General features: G+C 59.2%; 16 protein-coding genes. 1 reads left to right on the top strand and 15 read right to left on the bottom strand.

The annotated features are described in order from the left end of the window. Window positions 1–31: 31 nt before the first annotated feature. The 13 genes from ftsH to G502_RS0115355 form a co-directional block, all read right to left on the bottom strand. Complete coding sequence (gene ftsH, locus G502_RS0115415; protein ID WP_022729578.1) at window positions 32–1,966, bottom strand: ATP-dependent zinc metalloprotease FtsH; 1,935 nt, start codon at window positions 1,964–1,966, stop codon at window positions 32–34. An 82-nt stretch (window positions 1,967–2,048) separates the two neighbouring features. Further along, window positions 2,049–3,344 (bottom strand): tRNA lysidine(34) synthetase TilS, encoded by a 1,296-nt coding sequence (tilS, locus tag G502_RS20645; RefSeq protein ID WP_155957875.1) that lies wholly within the window; start codon window positions 3,342–3,344, stop codon window positions 2,049–2,051. A gap of 99 nt (window positions 3,345–3,443) precedes the next feature. Further along, window positions 3,444–4,304 (bottom strand): tol-pal system protein YbgF, encoded by an 861-nt coding sequence (gene ybgF, locus G502_RS21630; protein WP_162140993.1) that lies wholly within the window; start codon window positions 4,302–4,304, stop codon window positions 3,444–3,446. Between the two features lie 184 nt (window positions 4,305–4,488). Further along, window positions 4,489–5,004: a peptidoglycan-associated lipoprotein Pal gene (gene pal, locus G502_RS0115400; protein ID WP_022729575.1), complete on the bottom strand. Its 516-nt coding sequence runs from the start codon at window positions 5,002–5,004 to the stop codon at window positions 4,489–4,491. A 146-nt stretch (window positions 5,005–5,150) separates the two neighbouring features. Continuing rightward, window positions 5,151–6,509, bottom strand: coding sequence for a Tol-Pal system beta propeller repeat protein TolB (gene tolB, locus G502_RS0115395; RefSeq protein WP_022729574.1), 1,359 nt, complete (start codon window positions 6,507–6,509; stop codon window positions 5,151–5,153). Continuing rightward, entirely contained in the window at window positions 6,509–7,708 is a 1,200-nt protein-coding gene (gene tolA / locus G502_RS22325; protein ID WP_022729573.1) for a cell envelope integrity protein TolA, read from the bottom strand. Before tolA ends, tolB begins: the two co-directional genes overlap by 1 nt. A gap of 19 nt (window positions 7,709–7,727) precedes the next feature. Next, window positions 7,728–8,183 carry a protein TolR gene (tolR, locus tag G502_RS0115385; RefSeq protein ID WP_022729572.1) on the bottom strand — a complete coding sequence of 152 codons (456 nt, stop codon included), beginning with the start codon at window positions 8,181–8,183 and terminating at the stop codon, window positions 7,728–7,730. A gap of 2 nt (window positions 8,184–8,185) precedes the next feature. After that, entirely contained in the window at window positions 8,186–8,914 is a 729-nt protein-coding gene (tolQ, locus tag G502_RS0115380) for a protein TolQ (RefSeq protein WP_022729571.1), read from the bottom strand. Between the two features lie 31 nt (window positions 8,915–8,945). After that, on the bottom strand, window positions 8,946–9,407 hold the full coding sequence (gene ybgC, locus G502_RS0115375) for a tol-pal system-associated acyl-CoA thioesterase (protein ID WP_022729570.1): 462 nt from the start codon (window positions 9,405–9,407) through the stop codon (window positions 8,946–8,948). Beyond that, window positions 9,404–10,453 (bottom strand): Holliday junction branch migration DNA helicase RuvB, encoded by a 1,050-nt coding sequence (gene ruvB, locus G502_RS0115370; protein ID WP_022729569.1) that lies wholly within the window; start codon window positions 10,451–10,453, stop codon window positions 9,404–9,406. Before ruvB ends, ybgC begins: the two co-directional genes overlap by 4 nt. Further along, on the bottom strand, window positions 10,450–11,085 hold the full coding sequence (gene ruvA, locus G502_RS0115365; RefSeq protein WP_022729568.1) for a Holliday junction branch migration protein RuvA: 636 nt from the start codon (window positions 11,083–11,085) through the stop codon (window positions 10,450–10,452). Before ruvA ends, ruvB begins: the two co-directional genes overlap by 4 nt. Further along, on the bottom strand, window positions 11,082–11,600 hold the full coding sequence (gene ruvC / locus G502_RS20630; protein WP_022729567.1) for a crossover junction endodeoxyribonuclease RuvC: 519 nt from the start codon (window positions 11,598–11,600) through the stop codon (window positions 11,082–11,084). Before ruvC ends, ruvA begins: the two co-directional genes overlap by 4 nt. A 66-nt stretch (window positions 11,601–11,666) precedes the next feature. Beyond that, window positions 11,667–12,416: a YebC/PmpR family DNA-binding transcriptional regulator gene (locus G502_RS0115355; protein ID WP_022729566.1), complete on the bottom strand. Its 750-nt coding sequence runs from the start codon at window positions 12,414–12,416 to the stop codon at window positions 11,667–11,669. Window positions 12,417–12,646: 230 nt separating this feature from the next. On the opposite strand from G502_RS0115355, the gene G502_RS0115350 reads away from it, so the two are divergent. Then, window positions 12,647–12,925, top strand: a complete 279-nt coding sequence (locus G502_RS0115350; RefSeq protein ID WP_022729565.1) for a hypothetical protein — start codon at window positions 12,647–12,649, stop codon at window positions 12,923–12,925. Between the two features lie 16 nt (window positions 12,926–12,941). Here the strand turns inward: G502_RS0115350 and G502_RS0115345 are convergent, their stop codons facing one another. Both G502_RS0115345 and G502_RS0115340 read right to left on the bottom strand, forming a co-directional pair. Next, complete coding sequence (locus tag G502_RS0115345) at window positions 12,942–13,751, bottom strand: TIGR00282 family metallophosphoesterase (protein WP_022729564.1); 810 nt, start codon at window positions 13,749–13,751, stop codon at window positions 12,942–12,944. Window positions 13,752–13,779: 28 nt separating this feature from the next. Then, window positions 13,780–14,364 carry a 5-formyltetrahydrofolate cyclo-ligase gene (locus G502_RS0115340; protein WP_022729563.1) on the bottom strand — a complete coding sequence of 195 codons (585 nt, stop codon included), beginning with the start codon at window positions 14,362–14,364 and terminating at the stop codon, window positions 13,780–13,782. Window positions 14,365–14,407 lie beyond the last annotated feature (43 nt).

Below are 14,407 nucleotides of genomic sequence, written 5' to 3'. Positions count from 1 at the left end.
GCGCCCTTTTCTCTGGCCTTGATAATAGGCTTCAACCAGCCGGTTCGGGTTCCGGTCCCATGCCGCCCGGATTCTCCTTGCCCTGGCCGGAACGGCCGCTTGAGGGCACGGATGACTTCTTGCCGGGACCCGGTCGAGGCGGTTCCGTGAAGTCGGGGCGTTCGATGGGCTCGTCGTTGAGCACCTTGTTGATCTCATCCGAACTCAGCGTCTCATATTCGAGCAACGCCTTGGCCAGTTTGTGAAGATCGTCGAGGTGCTCCGTCAGAATCTCACGGGCCTTCTTTTCGGAGTCATCGATGATACGGCGCACCTCTTCGTCGATCATCTGCGACGTTGCCTCGGAAATACTCTGATGGCGCGCCACGGAATGCCCCAGAAACACCTCATCCTGGTTTTCGTTGTAGCGCAGCGGGCCGAGCTTCTCGCTCATGCCCCACTCCGTCACCATCCGGCGTGCCAGACCCGTGGCCTGCTGGATATCGTTTCCAGCACCCGTGGTCACGTTCTCTTCGCCATAGATCAGTTCCTCGGCCACACGGCCCCCGAACATCATGGCCAGCTTGGCCTCGATCTCGCGCTTGGCAAAGCCCAAGCGGTCACGCTCCGGCAGGGACATGGTCACGCCCAAGGCCCGTCCACGGGGGATGATGGTCACCTTGTGCAGAGGGTCGTTCCCTTTGACAAACAGGGAGACAAGCGCATGGCCGCCCTCGTGATAGGCTGTCAGTTCCTTCTCTTCCTCAGTCATGACCATCGAGCGTCGCTCCGCACCCATCAGGACCTTGTCCTTGGCCTGTTCAAAATCGCCCTGGGTCACCACACGCTTGTTGGTACGGGCGGCGATCAAGGCGGCCTCGTTCACCAGATTGGCCAGATCGGCACCGGAAAAGCCAGGGGTGCCGCGTGCAATCACCTTGGCATCCACGTCAGGACCCAGCGGAACCTTGCGCATGTGAACACGCAGAACCTTCTCACGTCCAACCACGTCCGGATTGGGCACGACTACCTGGCGATCAAAACGCCCTGGACGCAGCAGCGCCGGATCCAGAACGTCCGGACGGTTGGTGGCGGCCACCAGGATGACGCCCTCGTTGGACTCGAAGCCGTCCATTTCAACCAGCAACTGGTTCAGCGTCTGCTCGCGCTCGTCATTTCCACCGCCCAAACCGGCGCCACGCTGGCGTCCGACGGCGTCGATCTCGTCGATGAAGATGATGCAGGGCGCGTTCTTCTTGCCCTGCTCGAACATGTCACGCACACGGCTGGCACCCACACCCACGAACATCTCGACGAAATCCGAGCCTGAGATGGTGAAGAAGGGGACATTGGCCTCACCGGCAATGGAACGAGCCAACAGGGTCTTACCTGTGCCTGGAGGACCAACAAGCAGCATGCCCTTGGGAATGCGACCGCCCAGGCGCTGGAACTTCTGCGGGTCACGCAGGAACTCCACGACCTCCTCCAACTCGCCTTTCGCCTCGTCGATACCAGCGACATCGTCGAAGGTCACTCGGCCCGTCTTTTCGGTCAGCATCTTGGCCTTGGACTTGCCAAAGCCCATGGCCTTGCCGCCACCGCCCTGCATCTGGCGCATGAAGAATATCCACACTGCGATCAACAGCAGCATGGGGAACCAGGAAATCAGGATTGAGAGCAGCGGGTTGCCGCCTTCTTCCGGCTTGGCATTGATCTGGGTCCCTGCATCTTCCAGGCGCGAGACCAGATTTGGATCTTCCGGTGGTGTATAAGTCGAGAAAGTCTGGCCATCCCGCATGCGGCCTTCGATCTTGTGACCCTGGATGGTGACTTCCTGGACCGAGCCTTCCTCGACCGAGTTCACGAACTGGGAATAGGACAGCTGTTGCTGCGGAGACTGCTCGGTGCTGCCCTGGAACAGGTGGAACAGCGCGAACAGCAGCAGGATGATTATAAACCAGAGCGCTGCATTACGACTGAAATTCAAAGCTCGATATCCTCACTATAACCTGTCGAAACCCAGCAAGAACATGTAGTTGCTCTTACGGGCCATACGACGGTCTCAACCATCAAGATCCACTCACTGCCGGCCGAAAAATGGACTCAGCCAGGGAATGATGCGGGCGCGGAGCGCACGAGATGCCGTACTTACCCCGCATTTTATAACATTTATAATTCAGGTGGGGGACCGCAAGCAAACCGTCAAGGCAGAACACCGCAGGAAAAGACGCCCATGTCACTCTTGGCATGCGGGATAATTGCAGACTTGGTACCGATCGCCACAGCCTGGCAGCCTCATGCTCACCCAAGCCACGGACCGTCACAGCTTCCTGCACCCGACAATCCTGACTCCGCACAAAGCGGAACCGGCCGTCCCAGCTTTGCGATTCCCCCGGCTTCAAGGCAACATTCGGAAGGCCTACGGGTTCACGCATGACCAGCAAACGCCCAGCCCCAAGATCCTTCAGCCTGCATCCCCCCACTGTCTCAGGCATGCGCCTCTTCTCTTGTAGGAACGCACGCGCCTCATCCAGCGTGGCCTTGCGAGCGCTATAGGCTGCACCGCCAACTGTGCGCAATAGTCGCGCCCAAATGCCATGCCAGAGCCAGTCCGGAACGTCCTGCAAGGCAGCAAGGTGCACCAGGGCATATCCCGCGGAATAAAACGCTACAGTGCATGCCAACTGCCTGGCTATCTCGGCTTCCGACCAGGCGCGCAAGCGACCCAGTACGCCAGAAGTGGACAGCAATGTACGGGTCAGCTCCTTGCCTTCATCTCCTGTTCCCAGAACAACGCGATACTGCACTCGGCGATACCTCTCGTCCCGGTTCGAAGGGTCCTCGGACCATTCCTGTCCATGTTGGTGCATGGTGGCTTCCAGACGCGATTTGGGAACGCCGAGCAATGGCCGCATCAGGCGCAGATCAGGCAGGTAACGCACCGCCGACATGCCAGCAAGTCCCATCAGGCCGCTGCCCGATTGAAGTCGCAAGCCCATTGTTTCAGCCTGATCCTCGGCGTGATGCGCAAGAGCAAGGTGCAGAACAGCCTCTTCACGGCAACAGCGCGACAGCAACTCATAGCGTGCCTGTCTGGCCGGCTCCTGTACAGCGCGCGTGGGTTTGCTTCCCTGCCAACGAAGGATCCGCCCCTTGAGTTCCAGCGAGCGCGCATGCCGCATGACGGCTTCAGCTTCTTCCGAAGACCCCGAGCGCAAGCCGTGATCAACGGTCAGGACCAGCAGCTCATGTCCTGCATGCCGGCACCACTGCGCCAGCAGCAGCAGCAGAGCCGTACTGTCCATTCCGCCCGAGACTGCACAGGCTATCCTGGCACAGGGCTCGAAGGGCGTGAATGGTTGCATGAGTCGCGCGAATTCTTCGGACGAAATCGCCGAACTTCTGGCATCCTGAACGCTCACACCCTGCAAGAGAACCTCCTGATCCAGGCAGGACTGCAGGGGTCAACAGCCCAAACGTTCCCTTTCCGCACGAGAGCGTTCCAGAATTTGGCTGGCTGCATCACTGTATCGAGCTTCCAGTTCCTCGAAGGTACCGCAGGCATCTTCCACCTGTTCAAGGGCCGCCAGCGACATGCCAAGTTTCAGCAGATTGTCCGGTGCCTTATTGCTGTCAGGATAGTCCTTGTACCCCTCGGCAAAAGTCTGTGCTGCCTCAATGTAATCCTGACGCACATAGTACGTCTCGCCCAGCCAGTACTTTGCATTGCCAGCCAGCGAGTTATCCGGGTGCTCCTCGACAAATGCAGCCAAGGCGGCTTCGGCCTGCTCCCACTCGGCTTCCTGCAGCAAGCCGAAAGCATAGTTATACTGATCCGTGGCACTGCCCTCGGGCAGATTTCCATCGCTGTCAGCAGACGCTCCAGATGAGGCTTCTGAACTGTCCCCTGCAGAGTCATCCGTTAGTGTCCCGAGGTCCCTGGGCTCTGACTGCCCGCTCTCCCGACCCGCCGTTTCGTCGAAATCTTCCAGTGTCTCTTCACGCTCACCAACACCTGAGGTGTCGACGCTATCACCAGCTTGCTGCTGCTCGGCTTCCAGCTGTTCTATACGGCGATTGGCCTGGCGCAGCTGATGCTCCAGTGTCTCCACACGTCCCGTCAAATCGCGCACAAGGCGTTCGAATGAATCCAACCGTTCGCTATACGCCATCATGCGCGACTGGTTGGATGTCTCCTGGGCGGCGACGGGAACTGCTGCAACCCCGATAGCAAGTGCAATCAGGCCAGTGGACAAGGCCCGCCCAAAGCCTGCACGCAAATGCATTTCTGTGATACCGGAAACCCTGAATAGCGCTTTCATCATGACGTCCATTTCGATGCATTTGATGTACACATCAACTCTAGAACATTCGTGGCACAAATGAGGCATCATGGCCAGTTGGGCCAGCGTATCGCAAGACGGCGCCCTGAACCTCCTGCCCTCGAAAAAGTAAATGCCCGGCTCATATGAACCAGGCATTTACTGAAGGTCACGCTGTCATCCAAGCTTAGCGGACAACGAATTCCGCGCGGCGGTTGGCGGCCCAGGCTGCCTCGTTAGATCCGATCTCAGCCGGTCGTTCCTTGCCATAGGAAATTGTCCTCAGACGAGACTGGGGCACACCAAGTGCAACCAGCATTTCCTCAACGGAATTTGCACGACGTTCACCAAGAGCCAGGTTGTACTCCCGCGTACCGCGTTCGTCGGCATGCCCTTCGATACTAAGCTGCACGTTGTCATAGCGCTGCATCCATTCAGCCAGCAACTCGACGGTTCGCCGTTGATCCTGGCGAACACTGCTGCTGTCGAAATCGAAGAACACGCGATCACCGATCCGCTGCTCAAGATCTTCCTGGGTACCGGGGTCGGCCGAACCCAGATTGTCCTGGGTCAGGCTGGAACCGGAGCCGCTGCCGGAGCCGCTTGCCGAAGCATCGCTGCTGGCCGAATCGGATTCACTGGGTGTGGATTGACAGGCTGCCAGCAGCAGTGCTGCTGCAACACCAAGAAAAGCAAAACGCATTGTAGGTCCCCTTAAGAGCTACCCCGACCCTCGGTCAGGAAATCAAGACATCATAGTGATGCGACTGCTCGCCGCGCCTGATCGAAGAAAACCCCGTGCATCGGCCGAATCGAGAGCCTTGAGCATACGGAGCGCCTGTCCCGCAATCAAGGGGTTCCAGGCTGTGTCAAAAGTGGTGACCAGGCTGGATCCGAGGCATCCATGGGTGTTGGCAATTCGCGTTCGTTGAAGCCTGTCACATCGACGCTGACCAGCTTGCTGCTGACTCGTCCGGTACTGTCTGTAGGCTCCTGCTTGAAGAAGGCCATGACACGTCCATTGGGCGCCCAGGTTGGCCCCTCAACCAGGAAACCACGGCTGATCATACGCTCCCCACTGCCATCGGGACGCATGACACCCACGTAAAAGTTCCCCTGACTCATTCGGGTGAAGGCAATCAAGTCTCCGCGTGGTGACCAAACCGGTGTGGCATAACGCCCATCACCGTAGCTGATCCGTTCGACACTCGAACCATCCGCGTTCATCACGTAAAGCTGTTGCTGGCCACTGCGGTCCGAGTTGAAGACGATTTTCTCGCCATCCGGAGCGTAGGATGGAGAAGTGTCGATCGAAGGATGGTTGGTCAGCTGGCGCATCTCGCGTGTCCGCAAGTCCATGGTATAGATGTCCGAGTTGCCACCTTGTGCCATGGAAAGGATGACCTTGTTGCCATCCGGGGAAAACCTTGGCGAGAAGGTCATGCCCGGAAATTGACCCAAAACCTCCTGCTGGCCAGTGTTGAGATTCAGGAGATAGACACGCGGCGAATCGCCCGCATAGGACATGAAGGTGATTTCCTGTGATGTCGGCGAAAAACGCGGCGTCAGAACAAGGCTGCTCCCATCCGTCAGGAACCGATGATTGGCACCGTCCTGGTCCATGATGGCCAGACGCTTTACCCGGCGATCCTGTGGCCCGCTTTCAGCGACATAGACAATACGGGTGTCGAAATAACCCTCCTCACCCGTTAGGCGCTCGTAGACCTCGTCCGATATGATATGGGCAATGCGTCGCCAATTGTCGGGCGAGGTCGTGTAGGCCAAGCCCTGCATCTGCTCTTCCGCCAAAACATCCCACAGGCGGAATTCCACACGCATGCGTCCATCGCTCTGCATTTGCACGCGGCCGCTCACCAGAGCCTGGGCATCGATCAGACGCCAATCCGCAAAGCGCGGTCCTGCATCTAGAGCAGCGGGGTCCTGGATAAAGGCGCGCTGGTCCAGCGGTGCAAAAAGCCCGGAATTTTCCAGATTGTCCGAAATCACCTGCGCCAGGTTCGAGCCGACCTCGGCACCCTCGTTGTCCTCGGAATAGAAGTCCGATATGGCAACCGGGAGGGGTTCGACAAAGCCTTTCGTAATATCGACCGTCAACTGGGCATGAGCTTGGGACGCCGCCAAGCCGAAGGTCGCCAATGCCAGGAAAACCAGGCCAGGCAAGCGGAATAACATTTGGATCGTCCGCATCAGAACATCTCCCTGGGATTGAAGTTCAGTATCATGTCACGCCAAAGCGCATAGTCCTCTGACGGCAGGTCAAACGGCTGGCATTCCTGAACGGCGCGCCGCGCGTTCTCCGCGGCAGCACGATAATACTGGTCGCGGTTCATCCGAGCGCTGTCCTGTATTTCAGGTAGTTGGCGCAACCGACCGTCCGGTGCAAGCTGAACCCGTATGGGCACCACCAGATCCTGGGCGCGCTGCGCACCGGGATCTATGCGCCAGCAACGCGCAACCTGTGCCTGGATGGCCTGCGCCAGTTGCTGCGACTTGCGTCTGTCATCCAGTGAGCGTGGCTCGTCTTCCGACCGCTCCTCGGCCTCCGGGCTGGACTGAGACCGGGACTGAGATTCCATCTCCTCGACATTGCGCAAAATCGAAGACAAGCGGTCTTCCTGGGGTTCGGATGCCTCCTCTTCGGCAGTATCCTGTTCAGGTTCAGGCTCAGGTTCAGGCTCAGGCTCAGGCTCAGGCTCAGGCTCAGGTTCGGGTTGTTCCTGAGCAACCTGCTCTTCAACGGGCTGCGCTTCCTCGGCAATATCTGGCGTTTCTTCGGGTTTGGCCCGTGGTGCTGGAGGTATCGTCTCGGTCAAGCGATCTTCCTGCTCTTGCTCGACGGCTTCCGCTTCCTCCAGGGCATCATCTGCCGTCTCTGCCTCAGCCGTCTCAGGCTCAGTTTCTTCCTGAGGCTCGGCTTCCATATCGCCTGCATTCTGCGCTTCTGGTTCAGGTGCCGGTTGCGCCACTTCGCTCTCGGGTTGGGGCGCTGTTTCCTCAGGCTCGGGTATGGCTTCGGCAGCTGCCTCTCTCTCCTGGGCTGAACTCTCACTCACCGAGGACGGCTCTGGCGGCTGGAGTGCCTGTGAATCGGGCAAGGACTCCTGTACAGGTTCCGGTTCTGGTGCATCCTCCAGCACCTCTTCTTCCGGCGGCGATTCCTCGGCATCCTCGACAGGTGTCTCGTCTATCTGCTGTGCCGTCAGATCATCTTCACCGATCATTTCCACAGGAATGATGGTGACCGGTTCGGGTCTGGAATGCAGGAAAGGCAGGCCGAAAACGGCCAGGAGAACAAGCACGGCATGCAGCGCCAGGGAAACCGCAAGCGCCCGCCGCGTTGTTCCACCATCGTCCCAGTTCCTGTTTGGGGGGCCGGCCTCAGTCATGGCGGCGTCCGCACTCCTGTCACTCCTGGCGTGAGGGCTGCTCGACGATCAGTGATACGCTCGAAAAGCCCGCCGTATTGATACGCCCCATGACCTGCATCACCTGGCCATAAGCGACGTTCTCGTCGCCACGCACATGGATCCGACTTTCGAAATCTTCGCCAGTGATCGCCGTCAGGCGCGGCACAAGGGCTTCCAGGTCCACTTCAGTTTCCTGAATATAGACCTGTCCTCCGTTGGTGACGGTTATTTCCAGGGGTTCCCCAGGGTCATTGAGCTGTCGTGCGGAAACCTTGGGCAGGTCAATTGGGACACCAACAGTCAGCAAAGGTGCGGTGACCATGAAAACGATCAGCAGAACCAGCATGACGTCCACGAAAGGCGTCACGTTGATCTCGCTCATCGGCTGCCAGCGACGCCGGCGGAAACCCCCATGTGTCTCCCCGCGCCGGCTCATGATGGGACCACCGGCCATGTCTAGCGTGCCTCCTCGAGCTGGCGGGACAGAATGGCATCGAACTCGCCCGCGAAAGCCTCGAGCCGCTGTCCATAGCGCCCAATGTCATTGTTCAGCTTGTTAAAGCCGATGGTGGCCGGAATCGCCGCGACCAGTCCCAGTGCCGTCGCGAACAGGGCTTCGGCAATGCCTGGCGCCACCACGGCAAGGCTGGTGTTGGCTGTACCGGCAATTGCGGTAAAGGCATTCATGATTCCCCAGACTGTCCCGAACAAACCGATAAACGGAGCCGAGGAGCCGACCGAGGCCAGGAAAATCATGTGCTTTTCGACACGATCCATTTCGCGTCCGATGGTAATTCCCATCACACGCTCGATTCGTTCTTTCAAGGCAGCAGTCCGTTCCTGTGCCATTCCACCGCCACGTTGCGCAAAGCGCCGCCATTCCTGCATGGCTGTGACAAAAACCGATTCGTAAGGATCGCTTGGGGCCTCGCCTATCTCATCATACAGCCGATCAAGAGACCGCCCGGACCAGAATTCGTCCTCGAAAGCCTCGGCCTGGGCCTTCAGCCGGCGTAACTTGATCAGCTTCTCGATGATGATCGCCCAGCTCCAGATGGAGGCCGAGACGAGAATCAGCATGACCAACTTCACGACAATGTCGGCCTGGAGGAAAAGACCCCAGATACTCAGGTCACCCGAAGCCGACCCGGCCAGCATCGCTGCGTCGACCGCTTCATTCTCCATGGGGATGTACTCCGAATTTCATCGATTGCAGCTAGGATTGTGAATACGGCATGAGTATGTCGCGTATATGGGCGGGGAGCCGCCGTGCGCGCGTGGTCTCGGCATCCACCGTAACCACCTGCACCTTCAGCGACACAAGCCGGCTAATGCCCAGCATGACATCCTGCTCCAGGTCCAAGCGCGCACCGCCCAGACGGGCCATGCTGCTATGGATCTGCACAAGATCGTCAAGACGTGCCGGCCCTTCATAATCCACTTCAACACGACGGACGACAAAAAGCAGTCCGTAGTCTTCACGCAGCCGCTTCTGATCCAAGGATAGACTGCGCAGGAATTCTGTGCGGGCACGCTCGGCAAAGCGCAGGTAATTTGCATAATAGACGATGCCTCCTGCATCGGTGTCCTCGTAATAGACCCGGATGGGAAGAACATGCCTTTTTCCATCGAACCATCCGGACAGGTCATGCTCCTGCCCCCCCTCTGGTGCGCTCACCCGTCTTCCTCCTGCTCCATGGAAGATATCAGGTCCAGCTGCTCCACAAGGGCGGCTGGAGGCTCCAGGCCCAGATGCCCGAAACCGCCGGGGGTCAGTAAGCGGCCCCGCGGCGTCCTTTGCAAAAAACCTTGCTGTAACAAATAAGGTTCGATCACTTCCTCAATCACGTCACGTTGTTCGGAAAGCGCTGCGGCCAGCGTTTCTGCACCCACTGGACCGCCCCCGTAATGCTCTGCAATGCACTGCAGGTAGCGACGGTCCATGGCATCCAGGCCGCGCGAATCGACTTCCAGGCGGCGCAGCGCCGAATCGGCAATAGCGGCATCCACGGTGGAGTCCCCGGCCACGGCTGCAAAATCGCGCACACGCCGAAGAAGGCGCCCGGCCACGCGCGGTGTGCCACGACTGCGGCGCGCGATCTCGGCTGCACCATCCGGAGTTAACGAGAAGTTCAGCACTCTTGCTCCCCGTCGCACGATCTCCTCAAGTTCTTCGGGAAGATAGAACTGCAGCCGCTGGGGAATTCCGAAGCGTTCGCGCAAGGGGCGCGTAATCAGGCCGCTTCGCGTCGTTGCTCCGACCAGGGTAAAGGGCGGCAGGTCGATTCGTACCGAGCGGGCCGCCGGCCCCTCACCAATGATGATATCCAGTTGGAAATCCTCCATGGCAGGATAGAGAATTTCCTCAACGGCGGGGCTGAGACGGTGTATCTCGTCGATGAAGAGCACATCACGGGGCTGCAGGTTGGTCAGAATCGCGGCCAGATCCCCCGCCTTTGCGATGACAGGACCGGAGGTCGCGCGAAAGCCAACCCCCAACTCGCGGGCCACGATCTGGGCAAGGGTCGTCTTTCCAAGGCCAGGCGGACCATAAAACAGGACATGGTCCAGGTTTTCCTCACGCGCCCTGGCGGCTTCAATGAAAACCCGCAGGTTGGCGCGCAGCTGCTGCTGGCCAATGAAGTCCTCAAGGGTGACAGGACGCAAGCCGCTGTCCGGCTCCTCGCCTTCCGATTCCGGAGAAACCATGCGTGATTCGCTCATGACGACAGCTCCCGCAGCGCTTCACGGATGAGGCCCTGAAGGCTGGCCCCCTCACCCTGTTCGCGTGCCGTTTTCGAAACGGCCGCGAAGGCTTCTGTTCGTCGGTACCCCAGGTTCACCAGGGCCGAGACGGCATCTTCGGCCTGTCCGGCCATGCCCGCCTCTCCTGAAGGCGCAACCGCAGCCGCACCGCTGGTGACTTCGTGTGCCAGACTTTCTGTCGTCGCAAACTGCCCGGCCTTGTCCATCAATTCGCTGATCACTCGTGCCGCCAACTTAGGTCCGACCCCATTGGCACGCGTGAGAGATGCGCGATCCTGGGCCGCAATGGCCTGTGCCAAAGACAAGGGGGGCAGGATTGAAAGAATGGCCAACGCCATGCGCGCACCCACCCCCTGGACTCCTGAAAGCAGGCGGAACCACTCGCGCTCCAATGATTCCGCAAAGCCATAAAGGTGAATGTGGTCTTCCCGCACATGGGTTTCGATCAGAAGACTCGCGCTCTCGCCCATTGAAGGCAGGGCACTCAAGGTTCGTGCGGAACAGAAGACGATATAGCCCACTCCGCCGACATCCAGTATGACATGGTCCTCGGCCGGCTGGTCCACGGTCCCGGTCAACTTGCCAATCACGAAGCTCTCCCTGCCACTTCATGCCTTCGATCCGCCCAGCTCTGTCGGGTGGACGCGTGATGGGCATGACAGATCGCCACGGCCAGAGCATCCGCTGCATCCGCAGAATGAGGGCTGCAGCCCGGCAGCAGGCGCTCGATCATCATGGTCACCTGCTCCTTTTTCGCATGTCCCGTCCCGACCACCGACTTCTTGACGATCATTGGCAGGTACTGCGTCACCTCCAGGCCCGCGATGGCCGGAACCATCAAGGCGACACCCCGCGCCATGCCCAGCTTCAGGGTCGAGTCGGGATTTCGATTTGCCAAGGTTTCCTCTACGGCAGCGACCTGAGGTCCATGTTGTCCCAGCACCTCTTCCAGGGCGCTCTTGAGCTGCACCAAGCGTGCCGGCAGGTCACACCGATCGTCACTGCGCAGGGTCCCGTTGGCAACATGAGAAAGGCGGCTGCCATCTGCATCTATGATGCCCCAGCCCATGTGGCGCAGGCCTGGATCAAGGCCGATTACCCGCATGATCGCTGCCTCTCCCGCGACTGCCTAGGCTTATGGATATAAGCGCCCTGCTTCAAAGCCGTCTCCTCAGGCTGTCAGGCGGGCGAGGACCTCGTCGGAAACCTCGAAGTTGGTCGACACTTCCCGCACGTCGTCGTTGTCCTCAAGCACCTCGATCAGCTTGAAGAGTGTCGAGGCCTGGTCCTCATCAATGGGAGTCGTGTTCATGGGCCGCCAGACCAGGCGCGCCTCGCGCGGATCCCCATACTTCTCGGTCAGGCTATCACGAACATCCGAGAAATCATCTGGATCACAGAGGATCGCGTGGTTCTCCTCATCGCTTTGAACATCCTGGGCACCTGCCTCGGCCGCGGCCTCGAAGATTTCCTCATAGTCCGCTGTATCCACCGGATAAACAATCTGACCAGCCCTTTCGAACTGGAAAGCGACCGAATTGGATTCTCCCATCGAGCCGCCATGTTTCGAGAATGCCGCACGGACTTCCGAAGCCGTGCGATTCCTGTTGTCGGTCAGGGCCTCTACGATCATGGCAACACCGCCCGGGCCATAGCCCTCGTAGCGCATTTCCTCGTAGTTGACGTCTTCGCCCTCGCCCGTGGCCTTCTTGATGGCACGGTCGATATTGTCCTTGGGCATGTTCGCGGCGCGTGCATCCGCAATGGCTCCGCGCAGGCGCGGGTTCATTGTCGGATCGGGCAAGCCGCTCTTTGCGGCGACGATAATCTCGCGCGTCAGCTTGGCAAATTCCTTGGCACGCTTTTTGTCCTGCGCACCCTTGCGATGCATGATGTTCTTGAATTGGCTATGGCCAGCCATGGCACCTCAACCTCATGTTCTTGCAAACTCAAGTCGTCTCGTGCGGCAATATCGTCACTTTGGCGCTGTCTGTCAGCCCCGGTTGCGAAGTGCGCGCCGGCTGAAATCCGCACTCAACTTCACAGCGATAAAGTCGTACAGTGGCATTAACCCACTTTTAAGGGCTGTTAAATACTCTGCCTCAACTGTGTTTAACAGAACGTCCTCGAGCCGCGAAGCGGAGTTTCACCATGGGCCTGCCCGAGAAGCTGCTGGAAAACCTGCGTACACCCGAAGGCGACACGCCGGAAAGCCTGTCCCGCGCCGTAGACTCCGTTGAGAATTTCGCGGGCACGGAGTGCCTCGCAAGCCTGGATCGCATGCTGGCCTTTTCGGACAACTTCGAGGGGGCCGAGGCAATTCACAGCGAAGCAGCCCTGAGTGAAAGCAACCGCATCACGGAAATGGCCACGGTGCTTAACGAGGAAGTTGTCCGCTTCCTCTCGCTTCACCCATCACAGGAAAGCTGAAGCCCGGGTCACCCTTTCAGGGCGCTGTCGCCTGGAGGCGCGCGCCCCGGCGAACAGGTTCAATCCTCTTGGCCAGTCCCGTGGTGTCGTCCGTCTCGACGAGCACGGCACAGAGATCCGCTGGTCCCGTTGCAACGCTCAGGCGTTCGGTCGGAAGCTTCCGGGTAAAGCGCGCGATTGGCGCTTCCTTGTTCATGCCAATAACCGAATTGTAATCGCCGCACATGCCGGCATCCGTCTGGTAGGCTGTCCCCCCCGGCAGGATCTGGGCGTCGGCTGTGGGAACATGCGTATGGGTGCCCACCACCAATGAAACCCTGCCATCGAGATAATGCGCCATGGCCATTTTCTCGCTGCTCGCCTCGGCATGGACGTCCAGAAGGAAGGCATCCACATTCCCCTTCAGGCGATAGCGTTCCAGCTCACGCGTCACGGCTGCGAAGGGATCATCCAGCGGATCCATGAACAGGCGCCCCATGACGTTCATCACGGCCACCTTCTGCCCCTTCACGGTATTGTAAACGCCGATCCCGCGCCCGGGTGCACCCGCTGGATAGTTTGCTGGACGTAACAGGCGCGGCTCGCGATTGATATATTCGAGACATTCATTCTTGTCCCAACTGTGATTGCCGCCGCTGATGACATCGGCGCCCAGCTCGAACAGCTCCGCACAGATCTTTTCGGTCATGCCGAAGCCGCCGGCTGCGTTCTCGGCATTGATCACGATGAAGTCCGGATTCAGTTCGCGACGCAGCTTTGGCAACTCCGCATGCACGATTTCCCGGCCGGAGCGACCGACGATGTCTCCACAGAACAGCAGTTTCACAGCTTGTGCCTTTAAAAGAAATGGGATCTCAGAAAGCCTGGACACCCTGTTCAGTCACGACCATGTCCAGCTTCTGATCATGCGGCCCTCGGGGTAAAAAATCCATATGCTGACCGGCAAATGCCAATCCAATGGCCAGAGCCCCGCGCTCGGAACGCAGCTTTTCAAGTGTTCGGTCATAAAAACCACCGCCATAGCCCAGACGATAACCTTCACTGTCGAAGGCCAGCAGGGGCACGAGCAGGATTTCGGGCACCCGCTCGTGTGCCGATGCCATGGGCACTGAGGTTCCAAAGGCCTCGGTCACCAATCGGTCGCCCGGCTGCCAGGCACGAAAGATCAGGGGCTGGGCATGACCAGTAACCACAGGCAGGCAGAGACCAACGCCTCTCGCATTCAACGCCTCCATCACCGGACGCGGATCAATTTCCTCTCGCATCGGCCAATAGGACGAAACCCAATTGGCACTGGCGAGCTCCGCGCACCCCAGCAGATGTTCCGCAAGGCGCAAGGCGACATCCGGCCCCGACTCTTCGAAGGCACGTTTGCGGCGCGTTGCCGCCTTGCGCCTGAGAGTCTTCTTACTTTCATCGGAATCGGCGCTACCCGTCACTGGAAATCTCCAGAGCGCATAATGGCAGGCCTCAAGCCCGCAA

The sequence above is a fragment of the Fodinicurvata sediminis DSM 21159 genome (assembly GCF_000420625.1).
Classification (GTDB): domain Bacteria; phylum Pseudomonadota; class Alphaproteobacteria; order Kiloniellales; family DSM-21159; genus Fodinicurvata; species Fodinicurvata sediminis.
Note: the sequence above shows the minus strand (reverse complement) of the source record. Positions and strands in the feature narration are given on the sequence as shown.

Coding starts and splice junctions, on each gene's coding strand:
- tolA (WP_022729573.1), bottom strand. CDS start 7,708: ATGACTGAGGCCGGCCCCCCAAACAGGAACTGGGACGATGGTGGAACA.
- G502_RS0115355 (WP_022729566.1), bottom strand. CDS start 12,416: ATGGCTGGCCATAGCCAATTCAAGAACATCATGCATCGCAAGGGTGCG.
- tolQ (WP_022729571.1), bottom strand. CDS start 8,914: ATGGAGAATGAAGCGGTCGACGCAGCGATGCTGGCCGGGTCGGCTTCG.
- tolR (WP_022729572.1), bottom strand. CDS start 8,183: ATGGCCGGTGGTCCCATCATGAGCCGGCGCGGGGAGACACATGGGGGT.
- tolB (WP_022729574.1), bottom strand. CDS start 6,509: ATGCGGACGATCCAAATGTTATTCCGCTTGCCTGGCCTGGTTTTCCTG.
- tilS (WP_155957875.1), bottom strand. CDS start 3,344: ATGCAACCATTCACGCCCTTCGAGCCCTGTGCCAGGATAGCCTGTGCA.
- ruvB (WP_022729569.1), bottom strand. CDS start 10,453: ATGAGCGAATCACGCATGGTTTCTCCGGAATCGGAAGGCGAGGAGCCG.
- ruvC (WP_022729567.1), bottom strand. CDS start 11,600: ATGCGGGTAATCGGCCTTGATCCAGGCCTGCGCCACATGGGCTGGGGC.
- G502_RS0115350 (WP_022729565.1), top strand. CDS start 12,647: ATGGGCCTGCCCGAGAAGCTGCTGGAAAACCTGCGTACACCCGAAGGC.
- ybgF (WP_162140993.1), bottom strand. CDS start 4,304: ATGATGAAAGCGCTATTCAGGGTTTCCGGTATCACAGAAATGCATTTG.
- pal (WP_022729575.1), bottom strand. CDS start 5,004: ATGCGTTTTGCTTTTCTTGGTGTTGCAGCAGCACTGCTGCTGGCAGCC.